Origin of the sequence: Micromonospora sp. DT228, assembly GCF_049841595.1 — a bacterium.
In the GTDB taxonomy this organism is placed as follows: domain Bacteria; phylum Actinomycetota; class Actinomycetes; order Mycobacteriales; family Micromonosporaceae; genus Micromonospora.
Genome location: NZ_JBNCKO010000008.1, coordinates 34,129 through 52,860 on the forward strand (window position 1 = coordinate 34,129; position 18,732 = coordinate 52,860).

The following is an 18,732-nucleotide window of genomic DNA, read 5'->3' on the forward strand; positions in this document are numbered from 1 at the left end:
ATGACGCAGCGTGGCCGTGCCACCAGGTCGACAGGGCGACCCCGCGATACCGCGGGTCCCCGCGGTGGTGATCTCGCAGCGCGACGCACGCGGTTGCGGGCCGTGATCGAGCCCGTGGTCAACGACGCCGGCTACGACCTGGAGGACCTGTCGGTTTCCCGGGCCGGTCGCCGGCACGTGGTGCGGGTGATGGTCGACACCGACGGCGGGATCGACCTGGACGCCGTCGCCGACGTCTCCCGCGCGGTCTCGACCGCACTGGACGCCGCCGAGGAGACCGGTGGCGACATCGTCGCCGGGGAATACCAGCTTGAGGTCAGCTCGCCGGGCGTCGACCGGCCGCTCACCCTGCCCCGCCACTGGCGGCGCAACGTGGGCCGGCTGGTCAAGGTCACCGCCCGGGGCGCGGCCGCGTTGCCCGGTCAGCGTGGCGAGCAGCCCGCCGGTGACCGTCAGCTGACCGGCCGGGTGGTCGCGGCCGACGACGAGGGCGTGCAGTTGGAGACCGACGGCGACCGTAGCTCCTGGGCGTACGCCCAGCTCGGCCCCGGCCGTGTGCAGGTCGAGTTCACCCGGCTCGCCGAACTCGGCGAGCCGGACGAGGAGTTCGACGACGCGGACGACTCGGACGAGATCGACGATTCAGACGACATCGACGACGAAGATGATGTGGAGGACGAGGAGAGGTGAACATCGACCTCGCGGCGCTGCGCGCACTCGAGCGCGAGCGGGAGATCCCGTTCGACACGATTCTCGCGGCGATCGAGACCGCGTTGCTGACCGCCTACCGGCACACCGACGGCGCCGAGCCGCACGCCCGGGTGGAGATCGACCGCAAGTCGGGCGCCGCCCTGGTGTACGCGCAGGAGATGGACGCCGACGGCAGCCTGGTGCGGGAGTGGGACGACACCCCACACGACTTCGGCCGGATCGCCGCCATGACCGCCAAGCAGGTGATCCTCCAGCGCCTGCGGGAGGCCACCGACGAGGTGCACTTCGGTGAGTACGTGGGCCGCGAGGGTGACCTGGTCACCGGCGTGGTGCAGGCGCACGAGACGCGTACCGAGAAGGGCATCGTCAGCGTCGACCTCGGCAAGCTGGAGGGTGTGCTGCCGCAGTCCGAGCAGGTGCCCGGCGAGCGCTACGCGCACGGTGAGCGGGTGCGCTGTGTCGTGGTGCACGTGGCCAAGGGCATGCGCGGGCCGCAGATCACCCTGTCCCGGTCGCACCCGGCGCTTGTCAAGAAGCTGTTCGCGTTGGAGGTGCCGGAGATCGCCGACGGCACGGTGGAGATCGGCGCGATCGCCCGTGAGGCAGGTCACCGTACGAAGATCGCCGTACGCTCCACCACCCTCGGGGTGAACGCCAAGGGCGCCTGCATCGGCCCGATGGGTCAGCGGGTGCGAGCTGTGATGAGCGAGCTGCACGGTGAGAAGATCGACATCATCGACTGGTCGGACGACCCCGCCACCTTCGTCGGTAACGCGTTGTCGCCGGCCAAGGCGCTGCGGGTCGAGGTCGTCGACCTGGCCGGTCGTGCCGCCCGGGTGACGGTTCCCGACTTCCAGCTCTCCCTCGCGATCGGTCGGGAGGGGCAGAATGCCCGGCTCGCGGCCCGTTTGACCGGTTGGCGGATCGACATTCGGTCCGACGCGGAGCAGACCGCCCCGGCCGCGCGTGCGGGAGCTGATCACGTGCGGGAGCCGGGCGGCGCGATCTCGGGCGGCTAGGGGTAGACTTCTTCCAGTGGTACGACGCGCAACGCCGGAACGCACCTGTGTGGGTTGTCGGCAACGTGCGCCGGCCAGCGAATTGCTGCGGATCATCGCGGTCCGGGACGAGGCTGGTTTCAGTCTTCGACCCGATCCGCGCCGCAGGCTGCCGGGTCGGGGAGCGAACATGCACCCGGATCCGGCCTGCTTCGCGCTGGCGGTGCGTCGCCGCGCCTTCGGGCGTGCGCTGCGCATCACCGAGGTCCTTGACCACGGTGTGCTGGCGGAGCACGTCGATGCGCCAACCACTACGTCCGGTCAACCCGACCGGGCGAGGGTCGCTAGCAGGGTAGGACGACCGACATGAGCACACGATGAAGTCCCTGAAATGACCAGGCTTCAAGTGCACGAGTGAGGTCGCTGCGGGTGCTGCCCGCACGACCTCGGAGTGAGGAGTGCAGTGGCAGGCAAGGCCCGCGTACACGAGCTTGCAAAAGAGCTCGGGGTCGAGAGTAAGACCGTTCTCGCCAAGCTGAAGGAAATGGGCGAGTTCGTGAAGTCCGCGTCCAGCACCGTCGAGGCGCCCGTCGCCCGTCGGCTGCGTAACGCATTCGTCGCGTCCGCCGGTGCTCCGGCACCGGCCGCCGCCCCGTCGGCGCCCGCGCCGACGCTGGCTTCCAACCCGACCCCGACGCTGTCCCCGACCCCGGGCGCGCCCCGGGTCTCGGCGAAGCCGATGCCGCCTCGGCGGCCGACCGCGCCGGCTCCCGGCCCGAAGCCGAAGGGTCCGGTGCCCGGTGCGCCGCAGCCGGCGGCTCCGGTCGCCAAGCCGGCGAGTGCCCACGACATCGAGGTGGCTGCCGCCGAGGCGCGTGCCGCCGCGCTGAAGGCTGAGCAGGAGGCCGCGGTCAAGGCCGCACAGGCCGCCCGCCAGCAGCAGCGGGACAACCCCGTTCGCCGGGAGCCTCCGGCCGACGGTGGCAACCGTCCCGGCCCTCGGCCGGGTCCCGCCGCGATGCCACCCCGTCCCGGTTCACCGGCCGCTCGTCCGAGCACGCCGGCTCCCGGTCCGGGTGCCCGACCCGGTGGTCGCCCACCGGCGCGCGGCGCCGGTAACAACCCGTTCGGTATCCAGGGCGGCCAGCAGCAGCGGCCCCCGGCCGCCGGTGCGGGTGGTCCCCGGCCCAACAGCCCGGCGGGCATGCCGCCGCGGCCCAGTCCCAACTCGATGCCGCCGCGGCCCAGCCCGGCCTCCATGCCGAGCCAGCGTCCGGCTGCCGGTCGTCCCGGTCCCGGTGGCGCTGGTCGCCCCGGTGGTGGCGGCGGCGCCGGTCGTCCCGGTGGCGGCGGCGGTGGCTTCCGTGGCGGTCCCGGCGGTGGCGCCGGTGGCGGTGGCGGTTACCGCGGCGGCCCTGGTGGCGGCGCGGGTGCCGGCGGTGGCGGTGGCTACCGTGGCGGCCCCGGCGGCGGTGGCGGTGCCCCCGGTGGCGGTTTCCGTCCGGGTGCTCCGTCCGGTGGCGGCGGTCGTCCGGGTGCGGGTGGTCGTGGCCGTGGCGGCGGCGCAGCGGGTGCCTTCGGGCGTCCGGGTGGCCGGCCGACGCGCGGTCGCAAGTCCAAGAAGCAGCGCAGACAGGAGTTCGACAACCTGTCGGCTCCGACCATGAGCTCGGGTGCTCCCCGGGGTCAGGGTCAGATCGTCAGGCTCTCCCGTGGCGCCTCGCTGTCGGACTTCGCCGACAAGATCAACGCCAACCCGGGTTCGCTGGTCCAGGAGATGTTCAACCTGGGCGAGATGGTCACCGCGACCCAGTCCTGCTCTGACGACACCCTGCACCTGCTGGGTGAGCACCTGGGCTTCGACATCCAGATCGTCAGCCCGGAGGACGAGGACCGCGAGCTGCTCGCGCAGTTCAACATCGACCTCGACGCGGAGGTGGCCGAGGAGCGTCTGGTCAGCCGTGCGCCGGTGGTGACCGTCATGGGTCACGTCGACCACGGTAAGACCAAGCTGCTCGACGCGATCCGCAAGGCGAACGTCGTGGCCGGTGAGGCGGGTGGCATCACCCAGCACATCGGCGCGTACCAGGTGCACGTCCCGCACGAGGGCGAGGACCGGGCGGTCACCTTCATCGACACCCCGGGTCACGAGGCGTTCACCGCCATGCGTGCTCGTGGTGCCCAGGTCACGGACATCGTGATCCTGGTCGTCGCGGCCGACGACGGTGTGATGCCGCAGACGATCGAGGCGTTGAACCACGCCAAGGCGGCCGACGTGCCGATCGTGGTCGCGGTCAACAAGGTCGACAAGCCGGACGCCAACCCGGACAAGGTCCGCCAGCAGCTGACCGAGTACGGCCTGGTCGCCGAGGAGTACGGCGGCGAGACCATGTTCGTCAACGTGGCCGCCAAGCCGGGCATCGGCATCGAGGAGTTGCTCGAGGCTGTCCTGCTGACCGCCGACGCGTCGCTGGAGCTGACCGCTCCGATCGACGGGCCGGCGCAGGGTGTGGCCATCGAGGCCCACCTGGACAAGGGCCGCGGTGCGGTGGCGACGGTGCTCGTGCAGAAGGGCACCCTGCGGGCGGGCGACTCGATCGTCGCCGGTGGGGCGCACGGCCGGGTCCGGGCCATGCTCGACGAGAACGGCAACCAGCTCACCGAGGCTGGGCCGGCGCGTCCGGTCATGGTGCTGGGTCTGACCGCGCCTCCCGGCGCGGGCGACACGTTCCTCGCCGCGGCGGACGACCGCACGGTGCGGCAGATCGCCGAGCAGCGGCAGGCACGGCGGCGGGCGGCGTCCTTCGCCAACTCCCGTGGTCGGGCCACCCTCGAGACGCTCATGGAGCAGCTCAAGGAGGGCGAGAAGACCTCGCTCAACCTCATCCTCAAGGGCGACGTCTCCGGTTCGGTGGAGGCTCTCGAGGACGCGCTGTTCAACCTGGACATCCCCGAGGAGGTCCAGCTCAAGGTCCTCGACCGGGGCGTCGGCGCGATCACCGAGAGCAACGTCATGCTCGCGAGTGCCTCGTCCGAGCCGGTCACGATCATCGGCTTCAACGTGCGGGCCTCGAACAAGGTCCGTGAGATGGCCGACCGCGAGGGCGTGGAGATCCGGTACTACACCGTCATCTACCAGGCCATCGAGGAGATCGAGGCAGCGCTCAAGGGCCTGCTCAAGCCGGAGTACGAGGAGGCCGAGCTGGGCAGCGCGGAGATCCGCGACGTCTTCCGCTCGTCCAAGATCGGCAACATCTCCGGTTGCATCGTCCGGTCGGGCATCATCCGACGCAACGCGAAGGCTCGACTGCTTCGGGACGGGGCGGTCGTGGCGGACAACCTCACGATCACCTCGCTCAAGCGGTTCAAGGACGACGCCACCGAGGTCCGCGAGGGCTTCGAGTGTGGTCTGACCCTGGGTGGTTACAACAACGTCCAGGTCGGCGACGTCATCGAGACCTTCGAGATGCGGGAGAAGGTTCGCGCCTGATCCGGCAGTGACACGCTGATCGAGGGGTTTACGCCGCGTGGCGTAAACCCCTTGATCATGCGGGGTGGGTTGGCGGTATCGTCCGGGGCGATGTTCACCGGAACCGCGGTCTTCGACCTGCTGCTGCCGGGCGACTCCCGGTCGCTCAAAGCCAAGAGATCATATGTACGGCCGATCGTCGCGGCGTTGCGTCGCTTCGAGGTCTCGGCCGCCGAGGTGGGTGCGCTCGACCTGCATGGTCGGGCGCAGCTGGCGGTGGCCGTGGTGGCCGCCGAGACGGCGCACGTCCGCGAGGTGCTCGACTCCTGTGAGCGCCTGGTGGCCAATCGCCCCGAGGTCGAGTTGCTGTCGGTCCGACGCCGGTTGTACGGCGTGGACGACGACTGACCATGGTGCCGGCTGTGCCGGGCGACCGGTGCGGCCGCGAAGGTAGTGTTCGAGATGTTGGCCGGTCGGCCGGCGACCCCCGGGTCGCCGGCGCGACCGGGAGCAGGACGCCGTGGAGGTGGCGAGATGTCTGATCCGGCCAAGGTACGCCGGCACGCGGAACGGGTGCGTGAGCTGGTCGCGTCGGTGGTGCGGAGCCAGATCAAGGACCCGCGGCTCGGGATGATCACCATCACCGACGCCCGGATCACCGCTGACCTGCGCGAGGCGACGGTCTTCTACACCGTGCTCGGTGACGCGGTGGCCCAGGCGGACACCGCCGCGGCCCTGGAGAGCGCCAAGGGGCTGCTGCGCAGCACTGTCGGCAAGGCGCTCGGGTTGCGCCACTCGCCGACCCTCACGTTCGTCCTCGACGACGTGCAGGACCAGGTCAAGCACATCGACGACCTGCTTGCCGCCGCCCGCAACGCCGACGCCGAGGTGCAGCGACTGGCCGCCCAGGCGAAGTACGCGGGCGAGGCGCAGCCGTACCGGGTGGACGACGAGGATGACGAGACGAACGAGGCCGACGAGGCCACCGACGTCAAGGACACCCCGCGGGGTGGGGAAACGCGGTGACCAGCACCGCCAGCGCCCCGCTCGCCGGGGCAGCCGGGCTCGGCCCGGCCGAGAGGGACTGGGCCGCGGCCGAGGCGCTGGTGCGGGCTGTCCCGCCGGGTGGCCGGGTCCTGCTGATCTGCCACATCAACCCGGACGGTGACGCGCTGGGCAGCATGCTCGGCTTCGGTCTGGGCCTGCGGCAGTTCGGCGTCTTCGAGCTGCAGGCGACCTTTCCCGGGCCGCCGGAGGTGCCCGAGCCGTTCCGGGGTCTACCCGGGCTGGACCTGCTGGTCCCGGCGGACGCCGCCGACCCCGCACCCGACCTGGTGATCTGCTTCGACGCGGCGAGTGAGTCGCGTCTCGGTGAGCTGGCCGGGCGGTTGTCGTCGGCGGGTGCGGCGCTGGTGCTCGACCACCACGCGTCGAACTCCGGCTTCGGCACCGTCAACCTCGTGGACCCGGGCGCCGCGGCGACGTCGGTCGTGGCGGAGCAGTTGCTGGCCCGGCTCGGGGTCGTGGTGGATCCGGCCATCGCGGAGTGCTTCTACGTGGCCCTGACCACGGATACCGGCTCGTTCCGGTTCGCGGCGACCACCCCGGCGGTGCATGAGATGGCTGCCCGGTTGCTGGCGACAGGCATCTCGCCCGGAGACATCTCCCGCCAGGTCTTCGACACCCGGCCCTTCGGGGCGGTGCGTCTCTTCGGTGAGGTGCTCAGCCGGGCACGGCTGGAGCCGGCGGCTGCGGGCGGCCGAGGGTTTGTCTGGACCTTCGCCACGCTTGCGGATCTGACCCGGCACGACCAGCGGCCGTACGTGCTGGAGGCGCTCATCGACTCGGTGCGGTGCACCGCCGAGGCGGATGTGAGCTGTGTGCTGAAGCAGACCGCTCCGGCCGAGTGGGCGGTGTCGATGCGCAGCAAGGGCGCGGTGGACGTCAGCCAGGTCGCGGTGACGCTTGGTGGTGGTGGCCACCGGTTCGCGGCGGGGTTCACCGGTCGGGGCACCGCCGAGCAGGTGGTCGAGTCGATCCGCGGCCAACTGGACGGGGCGTTGCTCGACCCCGGCGCCTGACGGCGGCGTTCGCCGTCATCGATCGCCCGGTCCGCAGGATCAGGGTCAACTCCGGGGAGTGTCGGTCTTCCCGCGCTCGGTGAGACCGGGAAGAATTGCGGGATGGAGCAGCCGCACGACCTCACCGTGGAGGCCCCCCGTGCCTGGGACCGGCCCACCGTCTCCGTTCCCGTCCTCGTCTGCCTGTCGCTCGTCGGTGGTCGGTTCGCGTCGTTCTCCACCGAGGCGAATCTCTTCACCATCGGCACCGGCGGGGTGCTGATCTGGCTCGGTCTGAGCAATCGGGTGCCTCGCCGACCGGCGCCGCGCCGGCTGGGCCCGGGGGCGGTCTGGTGGGCGGTGCCGGTGGTGGTCTTCGGGGTCTTCGAGGGCGTGACCTTCGTGCTGGCCGCCGGTGACGACTTTCCCACCTTCTCCCGGCTGGCCGACCCTCTCCTGGAAGATCATCTGACGCGGTCGGCGGTGTGGTTCGCCTGGCTGGCCGCCTTCTGGGGGCTGGTGCGTCGATGATGCGGGCGCTCGCCATCGGAGGTTTCCTCACCGCGCTGGCGCTCTTCGCGGTGGTCGAGTGGATGGCCCGGCGGGAGGGTTCCCGGATCCCCACCCTGGGCGAGGTCTGCGCGTACGTGATGCGCTACGAGGTCGGCTCGGTGCCGGTGGGCCGGATCGGTCTGTTCGGGTTCTGGTGGTGGCTGGGCTGGCACTTCCTGGCCCGCTGAGCCGGGTCTCCGCCTGTCCACATGGCGGGAACCGGGAGCAGCATATGGACCTGAACGATAACTTGGGAGACGGCCGGGTGCCGCGTCGCGGTGCAGGTCATGGGTGGTGGCGCCACACCTCGTGCTGCCTCCCTCCAGGGTCGGACCGACCCGGGCTCACGCTGCCCAGTCGGCTGCTCCGGTAATCCCGGACCGCCGTGGGACGCGCAGCACGACCGCCCGCGAGGGCCACTGCGTGTCGGTGGCTCGCTCCCTGGAAGGACCACCACCATGCCGAACAAGCCGAAGCCCGAGACCACCGACGACGCCCGCGAGCAGGCCCGCCGTGCCCTGCAGACGTCGATGGACACCCGTCAGTGACCCATCTCGACAAGTGGTGACGCCGCCGATGCGGCGCGCTGACGGCGTCACCGTCCGGCCACCCGTGGGGGTCGGGTCGGTTCAGGACAGGAACGTGTCCAGGGCCGCCTCGATGGTGCCGGAGTCCGGCGCCGCGTACGCCCTCATGGTGGTCCTGTCGTACGAGATGAAACTCGGGCACCTGTTCGTCGGGGCGGTCACGGTGCCGCCGTCGCCGATCTTCTCGGCGGTCCTGGCCGCGTAGAAGGTCAGGGTGTAGCGCGACGAGACGTAGTCGACGCTTACCTGCTTCTCCGCCTTGTCCTTGTACTGACACTTCTTCGGGGCGCCCTGGCTGCCCTCGACGAACGTCAGGCAGCCGACCACCGACACCTTCTGGTAGTCCGCGCCCTTGGCGTAGTAGGACTTGTCCGAAGGGACGTACGTCGACGACCAGGACGTCGGCCGGTCGGGGTTGTTCGAGAACGTGTACGCCTTGGCGCCGGCCCGGCCGCCGTAGGGCGCCGCGTTCAGGATCGGGCTGCCTTCGCAGACGTTCGCCAGGTCGCTTGAGTAGCGGGCGGTCATCGAGTTGTTGTTCGGTGGATCCGCCTGCCCCGGCGTGGGGACGGTCCCCGTGCCCGGGGTGCTGGCGGTGCGGGGCGTGGGGGTGGAGGACGTGCCCCGTCCTGGCTCGTCGTCACCGTAGGCGAGCAGGATGCCGATTCCCGCGCCGCAGATGGCGAGTATGACGACCACCGCGCCGGCGACCAGCCCGATGATCAGGCCCTTGTTCGACTTGTTCGGCGCCGGCGGCGGTGGCGCGCCGTAGTACGGCTGGGGTGGTGGCTGTCCGTACGGCGGGTAGCCGCCCTGCGGCGGCGCCGGGGGGCCGCTCCAGGGGGTGACGTTCGGGTCGGGCGGAGGGTAACTGTCGCTCACTGTAGTCAGGCCTATCGCTGTCGTGGTGCCCCCCGCGCGGGAGCCTTGGACAGGGTAGTGAGCGCCGCAAACCGGGATGCCGGCGACAGGGGGGCCATCGGGGCCGCGATCCTCGGTGCCGTCCGCCGAGCCGGTCGAGGACTGGGCTCGTAAGTTACCGGTGGTCTTGTGCTCCTTACCGCGGCCGTGCCAGGATCGGCGGCGATGAACCACGCCGCCACCGCTCACCGACCCGCCTCGCCTCGGCGGATCGCCGCGCTCGCCCTGCCGGCCCTCGTGGTGCTCGCCGCCGAGCCGCTCTACGTGCTCGTCGACACCGCGGTGGTCGGGCACCTCGGCCGGGTGCCGCTCGCCGCGCTCGCCGTCGGCGGCACCGTGATGACCCTCACCGCCTGGGCCGGCACCGTCGTCGCGTACGGCACCACTGGTCGCGCCGCCCGCCGCTTCGGCGCGGGGGACCGGGCCGAAGCGGTAGCCGAGGGAGTGCAGTCGTCCTGGCTGGCGTTCGGTGTCGGTCTGCTGATCGCGATCGGTATGCAGGTCGGCGGTGGCGCGCTCGCGCGTACCCTCGCCGGTGGACCTGGCGACGTGGCCGACGCCGCCGCTCACTGGCTGCGGATCGCGGCCCTCGGCGCCCCCGGCCTGCTGCTCGCCGCCGCCGGCAACGGCTGGCTGCGCGGGGTGCAGGACACTCGACGTCCGCTGTTCTTCGTGCTCGGCCCCAACCTGCTCTCCGCGCTGCTCTGCCCGCTGCTCGTCTACCCCGGCGGCCTGGGCCTGGTCGGTTCGGCGGTGGCGAACGTCGTCGCGCAGACGCTCTGCGGGGCCCTGTTCGCCGCGGCGCTGGTCGCCGAGCGGGTGTCGCTGCGGCCCCGGCCCCGGGTGATCCGCCAGCAGTTGGTGCTCAGCCGCGACCTGCTCATCCGAGGGCTGGCGTTCCAGGCCAGCTTCCTCTCCGCGACGGCCGTCGCCGCCCGCTTCGGCGCCGCCGCCGTCGGCGCCCACCAGATCGCCCTGCAACTCTGGTTCTTCACCGCGCTGGTGCTCGACGCCCTCGCGATCGCCGCGCAGTCCCTGGTCGGTGCCGCGCTCGGCGCCGGCGACGACGCGGGCGCCCGGGCGCTCGCCCGCCGGATCGGGCTGCTCGGCGGCGTCTGCGGCGTCGCCTTCGCGCTTGTCGTCGCCGCGGGCGCCGGCGTCGTGCCGTCGTGGTTCAGCTCCGACGAGGGGGTACGCGACCAGGCCATGGTGGCCTGGCCGTGGTTCGTCGCCATGCTGCCGCTGGCCGGGGTGGTGTTCGCCCTCGACGGCGTGCTGATCGGCGCGGGCGACGTGCGTTACCTGCGCAACCTCACCATCGTGGCGGCGCTCGGCGGCTTCCTGCCGGCCATCTGGCTGGCGTACGCGCTCGATCTCGGGCTGGGCGGCATCTGGGCCGGGCTCACCCTGTTCGTGGTGGTCCGGCTGGTCGCCCTGCTGCTGCGCCTGCGCGACGGCAGGTGGGCGGTCACCGGGGCCGTCCGCTGACCGGGGCGCCGGGCCGGCCGGTCAGCAGCGCGTGTTGGTCGGCACGGGCGCGTCGAGGTCGAAGATGGTGCCCGGGTCGCCAGCCGGTAGCTGTTCCCGGTGCACGCCGGCCACCCAGGACTGCACCTGCACCCAGCCCTGAGTGAGTTGGGCGCACTCGGCGTTCCAGGTCACTGCCTTCGCCGAGGCGATCCAGAGGCCCCGAGCGGAGGCCGGCACGTCGTCCGGGTGCGGCACCTGCCACACCACCCGGTCGCGGAACGCCACCAGGCCGGCGCCGGCGGGCGCCCGCCGGTCCACCTCGAACGGGTACGCCCACACGAACTCCGTGGACACCTCCAGCAGCCGGATGCCGTTCGCCTCGGTGGCCCGGTAACTGACCCGGCCGTCGGCCCGGGTGCCGGGCTCCCAGTCCGACGGCGACGCCATCCGGGTCGCGTACCGCAGGAAGGCGTTGCTGGTGAAATCCGTCCGGAGCCGCTCGCGAACGTCCGGGGCGAGCAGCTTCAGGAACGGCTCCGGATCACCCATGAACATCGAGGTGTCGAGCCGGCTCTGGATCAGCGCCTTGCGTACCGACTCCAGCGCGGTCCGCACCTGGGCGGCGCTGAACGGCCCGGTGCCCTTGGCGGCCGGCATTCGCACGGCCTCCGCACCCGGCGCGAAGGAGGCCGCCGGCGAGCCCGCGAACAGGTCTTGTGGCTCACCGACCCGGCTGACCGGCAGACTGGGGCTCGCCGAGGCGGCCACGCGGACACCGTCGGCGACCCTACCCACCAACACCACCCCGCCGGCGACCATCAGCAGGGCCAGCGCCAGGCCGAGGCCGAGCAGCACCGCGCCGTTGTGCCGGGCTGAGAAGAAGCGGACTCGGTCCCATCCGGTGGGCTGGTGCTCGGTCTGCGACGACCGCATCCACTCCGGTAGCCGCACCGGGTTGACCTCCGCGACCGGTGTGCGCGGCGCTGGCGGATCGGGCGTGCCCGTCGGTGTGGGCTCGCCCGGTGACGTGTTCTCCATCGGTCCTCCGTCAGTAGTCGCCGCTGGTGGCCAGCGCGAGCAGATAGTAGGCGCCCGTCACCAGGGCGGTCCCGAGGATCGCGGCGACGACGAACGACAGCACGGCGACGACGTTCGGATGCGACTCGCTCCATCTGGTCCGGCCGCGCCAGTGCCACACCGTCCGACGGGCGGCCCGGAGTGCCGGCCAGCCCTCGATCAGGTCGTCGAGGTAGCGCGCCGGGGTCCGCCGCTCCGGCGTCGGATCCCGCATCCACTGCGGCAGGTCGACGCGAGCGCGGTGCTCGTGGCCCGGAGGTCGGTCGGAGGTCATCGGCGATCCTGATTCCAAGGTGGCGACAGCGGGCGGGTGATCTTCGCATCCGCAGGGGTCGGTCTGCTGCCCGCCGAACGGACGCCCTGTCCCGACGAACCGGCTCAGGCCACGCCGGGCCCGCCCACGCATTCCCGGGCGCGGGCCATCTGGCAGGCTTGGCCGACGTGAGCACCGATGGTCTGATCGTGGTCGACAAGCCCGGCGGCATGACGTCGCACGACGTGGTGGCGCGGATCCGCCGACTGGCGAAGACCCGGCGGGTGGGGCACGGCGGCACCCTCGACCCCATGGCGACAGGTGTGCTGGTGATCGGTGTCGGCCGGGCCACCCGCCTGCTGACCTACGTGATCGGCGCGGGCAAGAGCTACACCGGCACCATCCGGCTCGGTCAGGCCACCGTCACCGACGACGCCGAGGGCGACGTGACCGCCACCACCCCGGCCGGCCTGGTGACCGACGAGGCGATCCGATCGGCGCTGGCCGGGTTGAGCGGCGAGGTCGACCAGGTGCCGAGCGCGGTCAGCGCCATCAAGATCGACGGGCAGCGGGCGTACAAGCGGGTCCGCGACGGGGAGAGCGTCGAGCTGCCCGCCCGGCGGGTCACCATCTCCCGCCTGGAGGTGCTCGCGATCCACCGCACCGAGCCGGACGTGGTGGACGTGGACGTGGACGTGACCTGCTCCTCCGGCACGTACATCCGGGCCATCGCCCGGGACGCGGGCCTGGCGCTCGGCGTCGGTGGCCACCTGACGGCCCTGCGCCGGACCGCCGTGGGCGGCTTCACCCTCGCCGAGGCGGCGACCCTCGACGAGCTGGAACAGCGTGCCCCGGACGTGGTGAACCTGCCGTTGGACGCGGCGGCCGACCGGTTCTTCCCGCGTCGCGAGGCCACGCCCGACGAGGCCCGGGTGCTGGCCCACGGCGGGCCGCTGGACCCGGCCGGCCTCACCGGGCCGTACGCCGTCTTCGGGCCGGCGGGCGGCCTGATCGCTATCGTCAGCGAGCGGGACGGACGGGCTCGGGCGGAGATCGTGCTCGCCCCGGCCTGACGGGTCGCAAGGCAGGCCCGCCGGCCCGGCCGGCGGTGTTGGGGACACCAGAGAGGAACGGCATGCAGCGGTGGCGGGGGTACGACGCGGCGCCCGGTGGGTGGGGACGCTCGGTCGTCACCATCGGCGTGTTCGACGGTGTGCACAAGGGGCACCAGGCGACCATCGGGCACACCGTGGCCCGAGCCCGGGAGCTGGGCGTCCAGTCGGTGGTGGTCACCTTCGACCCGCACCCGGCCGAGGTGGTCCGCCCCGGTTCGCACCCGGCGGTGCTCACCGAGCAGGCCCGGAAGGCGGAACTGATCGAGGAACTCGGCGTGGACGCGCTCTGTGTGGTGCCGTTCACACCGGAGTTCTCCCGGTTGTCGGCCGAGCAGTTCGTGCACGACGTCCTGGTCGAGCACCTGCACTGCGCGCTCGTTGTGGTCGGCGGCAACTTCCGGTTCGGGCACCGGGCGGCCGGCGACGTGGCGCTGTTGGAGCGGCTCGGTCAGACCTTCGGCTTCGGGGTGGAGGGCAGCCCGCTCGTCGCCGAGGACGGCACCGTCTTCTCCTCCACGTACATCCGCTCCTGCGTCGACGCGGGCGACGTCGGCGCGGCCGCCGCCGCGCTCGGCCGCCCGCACCGGTTGGAAGGCGTCGTGGTCCGCGGCGACCAGCGGGGGCGGGAGCTGGGGTTCCCCACCGCCAACCTGCTCCGCCACCGGTACGCGGCGGTCCCCGCCGACGGGGTGTACGCGGCCCGGCTGATCCGTCGCGGGCAGCACGAGCCGCTGATGGCGGCGGTGTCGGTGGGCACCAACCCGACGTTCTCCGGGCGGGAGCGGCGGGTGGAGGCGCACGCGCTGGACTTCACAGGTGACCTGTACGGCGAACGGCTGGCCCTGGACTTCGTGGCGCACCTGCGCGGTCAGATCCGGTACGACTCGATCGAGCCGCTGATCGCCCAGATGAACCAGGACGTCGAACGCACCCGGCGCGCGCTCGGCTGAGCGCCGTGGGCTGCGCCGCCGAGCCCTTCGCCGGGTGTTACCGGCGAGTGCTGGTAGTCTTGCCCAGACGTCGGGAGACCGGCGTGGGGCCTCGCGTGCCTGCTCGACGCCGCGGGTGCGAGGTACCGGTCCGTTCCCGGTCCATCGGGACGACGGACACCTACTTGATCAACCCATCGAAACAGGGAGAACATGGCGCTCGACCAGGAAGCCAAGGCCAGTATCCGCGCGGAGTACGCGACCGCCGAGGGCGACACCGGTTCGCCGGAGGTTCAGGTCGCGGTCCTCACCAAGCGGATCGCCGAGCTGACCGAGCACCTGAAGGTGCACAAGCACGACCACCACAGCCGCCGTGGGCTGCTGCTGCTGGTCGGCCGTCGCCGTCGGCTGCTCAACTACGTCCAGAAGAAGGACATTGCCCGCTACCGGTCGCTCATCGAGCGGCTCGGCCTGCGCCGGTGACGTGACGGGGGAGTGGCCGAGCGGCCGCTCCCCCGTACGGCGTCCCACCTGAAGAAACACGGGCCGCGCGACCACCCGAGAGGGAGCCGGTCAGCGTACCGGTCTCCGGTAGTGGCCCCCGGGAACCCCGGCATCAAGCCGGCCCCCGGGCGCTTCGATCGAAGACCGGCCGGCTGAGCAGCTCCCCGATGTCGTGGGCCCACGACGCGAAGGAGCACGACAGCACATGACCGAGACCAAACTCGGCACCGAATCCCGCACCGCCGTGATCGACAACGGGTCCTTCGGCACCCGCGAGATCACCTTCTCCACCGGCCGGCTGGCTCGCCAGGCCGCCGGTTCCGTCATCGCCCAGCTGGGTGAGACGGTCGTTCTCTCCGCCACCACCGCCGGTAAGCACCCGAAGGAGCAGTTCGACTTCTTCCCGCTGACCGTCGACGTCGAGGAGCGGATGTACGCCGCGGGCCGCATTCCCGGCTCGTTCTTCCGCCGTGAGGGCCGGCCCAGCGAGGACGCGATCCTCACCTGCCGCCTGATCGACCGGCCGCTGCGCCCGTCGTTCGTGAAGGGCCTGCGCAACGAGGTCCAGGTCGTCGAGACCATCCTCGCGCTCGACCCGCAGCACCCGTACGACGTCGTGGCGATCAACGCCGCCTCGATGTCGACAAAGCTGTCCGGCCTGCCCTTCTCCGGCCCGATCGGTGCGACCCGCGTCGCCCACATCGACGGCCAGTGGGTCGCCTTCCCGACCCTGGAGGAGCTGGCCCGCGCCACCTTCGACATGGTCGTGGCCGGCCGCACCCTCTCCGACGGCGACGTCGCGATCATGATGGTCGAGGCCGAGGCCACCCCGAACGCCGTCGCCCTGATCTCGGCCGGCGCCACCGCGCCGACCGAGGAGGTCGTCGCCAGCGGCCTGGAGGCCGCCAAGCCGGCGATCCGTGAGCTGTGCCGCGCGCAGAGCGAGCTGGCCGAGGTCGCCGCCAAGCCGGTCACCGAGTTCCCGGTCTTCCTGGACTACCAGGACGACGTGTACGACGCCGTCTCCGAGCTGGCCCGCGGCGAGGTCGCCGAGGCGATCACCATCGCCGGCAAGGCCGACCGCGAGGAGGCCCTGGACCGGGTCAAGGCCCGCGTCGCCGAGGAGCTGGGCGCTCGGTTCGAGGGTCGGGAAAAGGAGCTCAGCGCTGCCTTCCGGTCGCTCACCAAGTCCGAGGTGCGCAACCGCGTGCTGCGCGAGCAGGTCCGCATGGACGGCCGGGGCCCGCGCGACATCCGCGAGCTGACCGCCGAGGTCGGCGTGCTGCCCCGGGTGCACGGTTCGGCGCTGTTCGAGCGGGGCGAGACCCAGATCCTGGGCGTCACCACGCTGAACATGCTCCGGATGGAGCAGATGGTGGACACGCTGTCCCCCGAGAACCGCAAGCGCTACATGCACAACTACAACTTCCCGCCGTACTCGACCGGTGAGACCGGCCGGGTCGGCTCGCCGAAGCGTCGCGAGATCGGCCACGGCGCTCTCGCCGAGCGTGCGCTGATCCCGGTGCTGCCGTCGCGCGAGGAGTTCCCGTACGCCATCCGGCAGGTCTCGGAGGCGCTCGGCTCCAACGGCTCCACCTCGATGGGTTCGGTCTGCGCGTCGACGCTGGGCCTGCTCTCCGCGGGTGTCCCGCTGAAGGCGCCGGTCGCCGGCATCGCGATGGGGCTCATCTCCGACGAGGTGGACGGCAAGACCCAGTACGTGACGCTCACCGACATCCTCGGTGCCGAGGACGCGTTCGGTGACATGGACTTCAAGGTCGCCGGCACGCCGGAGTTCGTCACCGCGCTGCAGCTCGACACCAAGCTCAACGGCATCCCGTCGGACGTGCTGGCCGCCGCGCTGCAGCAGGCGAACGAGGCCCGGCAGGTCATCCTCGGCGTCATGAAGGCCGCGATCGAGGCTCCGGCCGAGATGTCGGACTACGCGCCGCGGGTCACCACCGTCAAGATCCCGGTCGACAAGATCGGCATGGTGATCGGCCCGAAGGGGCAGACCATCAACGCGATCCAGGACGAGACCGGCGCCGAGATCTCCATCGAGGACGACGGCACGATCTACGTCGGCGCCACCAACGGCCCGTCGGCCCAGGCGGCCGTCGACCGGATCAACGGCATCGCCAACCCGACGCTGCCGAAGCAGGGCGAGCGGTTCCTCGGCACGGTGGTCAAGACCGCCGCGTTCGGGGCGTTCATCTCGCTGCTGCCGGGCCGTGACGGCCTGCTGCACATCTCCAAGGTGGGCGACGGCAAGCGGGTCGAGCGCGTCGAGGACTTCCTCAACGTCGGTGACCGGGTCGAGGTCGAGATCGCGGACATCGACGCCCGCGGCAAGATCTACCTCGACAAGGTCCGCCCGGAGGGCACCGAGGCTCCGGCCGCCGGTGAGGCCGCCGCTGGCGACCGGCCGGCTGGTCGGGACCGGGGCGACCGGGCTCCGCGTGACCGTGGCGACCGCGAGCGTGGCGGCGACCGGGGCGGCGACCGCGGTGGCCGTGGCCCGGAGCGTGGCGGTGAAGGCGGCAACGGCGGCGGCGGCGAGGGTGGCGAGGGCGGCGAGCGTCCGCGCCGCCGGACCCGGCACAGCTGACCGTCGTACCTCGCATCACCCACCCCTCGTCGAACCGGGAGCAAGTCGTGAGTCGGGCCATCAGCGCGCCGTTTCCACCGGATCGACGGGGGGTGGCCGCGTCCCCGGGGAATGGGGCGGGCCGCTCCGGCGGCACCGCCCGTGCGGTGACCCGGACGCTCAGCGACGACCCGCTGGGTGGCACGGTACGACGTACCGTGCTGCCCAGCGGCCTGCGCGTCCTCACCGAGGCGATTCCGACGATGCGCAGCGTCTCGTTCGGCATCTGGGTGGCGGTCGGGTCCCGCGACGAGACCGGCCCGCAGGCCGGTGCCGCGCACTTCCTCGAGCACCTGCTCTTCAAGGGCACCCACAAGCGCACCGCGCTGGAGATCTCCTCGCAGATCGAGGCGGTGGGTGGTGAGACGAACGCGTTCACCACGAAGGAATACACCTGCTACTACGCCCGCGTGCTGGACGAGGACCTGCCGCTCGCGGTCGACGTGATGTGTGACCTGGTCGCCGACTCGCTGCTGGAGCCGGCCGACGTCGAGACCGAGCGCGGCGTGATCCTGGAAGAGATCGCCATGCACGACGACGAGCCCGGTGACGAGGTGCACGACCTCTTCGTCCAGGCCGTCTACGGCGACCACCCGTTGGGTCGGCTGATCTCCGGCACCGCCGAGACCGTCACGCCGATGACCCGCAAGCAGATCCAGAGCTTCTACCGGGGCCGCTACACCGCGCCGCAGATCGTCATCGCCGCCGCCGGCAACCTGGACCACGCAGCGGTGGTCAAGATGGTGCGCCAGGCGGTGCGGGGCACACCGCTGGACAGCGACCCGGCCACGCCGGCGCCGTACCGGGCGGCCACCCCGGCGGTACGCACCAAGCCGGCGACCACACTTGTGGAGCCGAAGGAGACCGAGCAGGCGCACATCATCCTCGGCTGCCCCGGCATCGACCGCCTCGACGACCGGCGCTTCGCCCTCGGGGTGCTCAACAACGTGCTCGGCGGTGGCATGTCCAGCCGCCTGTTCCAGGAGATCCGCGAGCAGCGCGGCCTGGCGTACTCGGTCTACTCCTACGCCAGCCAGTACGCCGACACCGGCCTGTTCGCCGTCTACGCCGGCTGCGCGCCGGGCAAGGTGGACGAGGTGCTGGCCCTGACCCGCGCCGAGCTGGCCCGGGTGGCCGCCGACGGGTTGACCGAGGCCGAGGTGGCCCGGGGCAAGGGGATGAGCAAGGGCTCGTTCGTGCTCGGCCTGGAGGACACCGGTTCCCGGATGAGCCGACTGGCCAAGGGTGAGCTGCTCTACGGCGACCTGATGCCCGTGGACGAGCTGCTCCGCCGGGTCGACGAGGTCACCGTGCAGGACGTCAACGTCCTCGCCGCCGAGTTGCTCAGCCGGCCGATGTCGCTGGCCGTGGTCGGCCCGTTCGGCGCGGGCGACTTCACGGTCTGAGGTCTGCCGCCCGACGCGTCGAGGGCGTCCCGG

General features: G+C 71.8%; 18 protein-coding genes. 15 read left to right on the plus strand and 3 right to left on the minus strand.

The annotated features are described in order from the left end of the window. The 9 genes from rimP to ACLQ29_RS17615 all read left to right on the plus strand — a co-directional run bounded on the left by rimP (position 1) and on the right by ACLQ29_RS17615 (position 7,978). Entirely contained in the window at positions 1-690 is a 690-nt protein-coding gene (gene rimP / locus ACLQ29_RS17575; protein ID WP_425772612.1) for a ribosome maturation factor RimP, read from the plus strand. Beyond that, positions 687-1,730, plus strand: a complete 1,044-nt coding sequence (gene nusA / locus ACLQ29_RS17580; protein WP_425772613.1) for a transcription termination factor NusA — start codon at positions 687-689, stop codon at positions 1,728-1,730. The genes rimP and nusA overlap by 4 nt, the downstream gene beginning before the upstream one ends. A gap of 16 nt (positions 1,731-1,746) precedes the next feature. After that, on the plus strand, positions 1,747-2,079 hold the full coding sequence (locus tag ACLQ29_RS17585) for a YlxR family protein (protein WP_387200354.1): 333 nt from the start codon (positions 1,747-1,749) through the stop codon (positions 2,077-2,079). A 93-nt stretch (positions 2,080-2,172) separates the two neighbouring features. Beyond that, positions 2,173-5,199: a translation initiation factor IF-2 gene (infB, locus tag ACLQ29_RS17590; protein WP_425772614.1), complete on the plus strand. Its 3,027-nt coding sequence runs from the start codon at positions 2,173-2,175 to the stop codon at positions 5,197-5,199. A gap of 90 nt (positions 5,200-5,289) precedes the next feature. Continuing rightward, positions 5,290-5,586, plus strand: coding sequence for a DUF503 domain-containing protein (locus tag ACLQ29_RS17595; RefSeq protein ID WP_091400377.1), 297 nt, complete (start codon positions 5,290-5,292; stop codon positions 5,584-5,586). 126 nt (positions 5,587-5,712) lie between these two features. Further along, positions 5,713-6,204: a 30S ribosome-binding factor RbfA gene (rbfA, locus tag ACLQ29_RS17600; RefSeq protein ID WP_425772615.1), complete on the plus strand. Its 492-nt coding sequence runs from the start codon at positions 5,713-5,715 to the stop codon at positions 6,202-6,204. Beyond that, positions 6,201-7,259 carry a DHH family phosphoesterase gene (locus ACLQ29_RS17605; RefSeq protein ID WP_425772616.1) on the plus strand — a complete coding sequence of 353 codons (1,059 nt, stop codon included), beginning with the start codon at positions 6,201-6,203 and terminating at the stop codon, positions 7,257-7,259. Before rbfA ends, ACLQ29_RS17605 begins: the two co-directional genes overlap by 4 nt. A 102-nt stretch (positions 7,260-7,361) precedes the next feature. Next, positions 7,362-7,769: a hypothetical protein gene (locus tag ACLQ29_RS17610; RefSeq protein WP_393375243.1), complete on the plus strand. Its 408-nt coding sequence runs from the start codon at positions 7,362-7,364 to the stop codon at positions 7,767-7,769. Beyond that, complete coding sequence (locus tag ACLQ29_RS17615) at positions 7,769-7,978, plus strand: DUF6186 family protein (protein ID WP_393375430.1); 210 nt, start codon at positions 7,769-7,771, stop codon at positions 7,976-7,978. Before ACLQ29_RS17610 ends, ACLQ29_RS17615 begins: the two co-directional genes overlap by 1 nt. Before the next feature lie 441 nt (positions 7,979-8,419). Here ACLQ29_RS17615 and ACLQ29_RS17620 read toward each other — a convergent pair whose 3' ends face one another. After that, on the minus strand, positions 8,420-9,259 hold the full coding sequence (locus tag ACLQ29_RS17620; protein ID WP_425772617.1) for a hypothetical protein: 840 nt from the start codon (positions 9,257-9,259) through the stop codon (positions 8,420-8,422). A 204-nt stretch (positions 9,260-9,463) separates the two neighbouring features. Between ACLQ29_RS17620 and ACLQ29_RS17625 the strand changes: the two genes are divergently transcribed. Then, positions 9,464-10,786, plus strand: a complete 1,323-nt coding sequence (locus ACLQ29_RS17625; RefSeq protein ID WP_425772618.1) for an MATE family efflux transporter — start codon at positions 9,464-9,466, stop codon at positions 10,784-10,786. 21 nt (positions 10,787-10,807) lie between these two features. On the opposite strand, the gene ACLQ29_RS17630 is transcribed toward ACLQ29_RS17625, so the two are convergent. Next, a complete protein-coding gene (locus ACLQ29_RS17630; RefSeq protein ID WP_425772619.1) occupies positions 10,808-11,806 on the minus strand; it encodes a hypothetical protein in 999 nt (332 codons plus the stop codon). 10 nt (positions 11,807-11,816) lie between these two features. After that, positions 11,817-12,119 (minus strand): hypothetical protein, encoded by a 303-nt coding sequence (locus ACLQ29_RS17635; protein WP_425772620.1) that lies wholly within the window; start codon positions 12,117-12,119, stop codon positions 11,817-11,819. A 167-nt stretch (positions 12,120-12,286) separates the two neighbouring features. On the opposite strand from ACLQ29_RS17635, the gene truB reads away from it, so the two are divergent. From truB to ACLQ29_RS17660, 5 genes are all read left to right on the plus strand, one after another. Next, the gene (gene truB, locus ACLQ29_RS17640; protein ID WP_425772621.1) at positions 12,287-13,171 is read left to right on the plus strand and encodes a tRNA pseudouridine(55) synthase TruB; all 885 of its coding nucleotides are present in this window, start codon (positions 12,287-12,289) and stop codon (positions 13,169-13,171) included. 62 nt (positions 13,172-13,233) lie between these two features. Further along, complete coding sequence (locus ACLQ29_RS17645) at positions 13,234-14,163, plus strand: bifunctional riboflavin kinase/FAD synthetase (protein ID WP_425772622.1); 930 nt, start codon at positions 13,234-13,236, stop codon at positions 14,161-14,163. Between the two features lie 192 nt (positions 14,164-14,355). Beyond that, on the plus strand, positions 14,356-14,625 hold the full coding sequence (gene rpsO, locus ACLQ29_RS17650; RefSeq protein ID WP_030337594.1) for a 30S ribosomal protein S15: 270 nt from the start codon (positions 14,356-14,358) through the stop codon (positions 14,623-14,625). A gap of 226 nt (positions 14,626-14,851) precedes the next feature. Beyond that, entirely contained in the window at positions 14,852-17,254 is a 2,403-nt protein-coding gene (locus tag ACLQ29_RS17655) for a polyribonucleotide nucleotidyltransferase (protein WP_425772623.1), read from the plus strand. Between the two features lie 47 nt (positions 17,255-17,301). Next, positions 17,302-18,699 carry a M16 family metallopeptidase gene (locus tag ACLQ29_RS17660; protein WP_425772624.1) on the plus strand — a complete coding sequence of 466 codons (1,398 nt, stop codon included), beginning with the start codon at positions 17,302-17,304 and terminating at the stop codon, positions 18,697-18,699. Positions 18,700-18,732 lie beyond the last annotated feature (33 nt).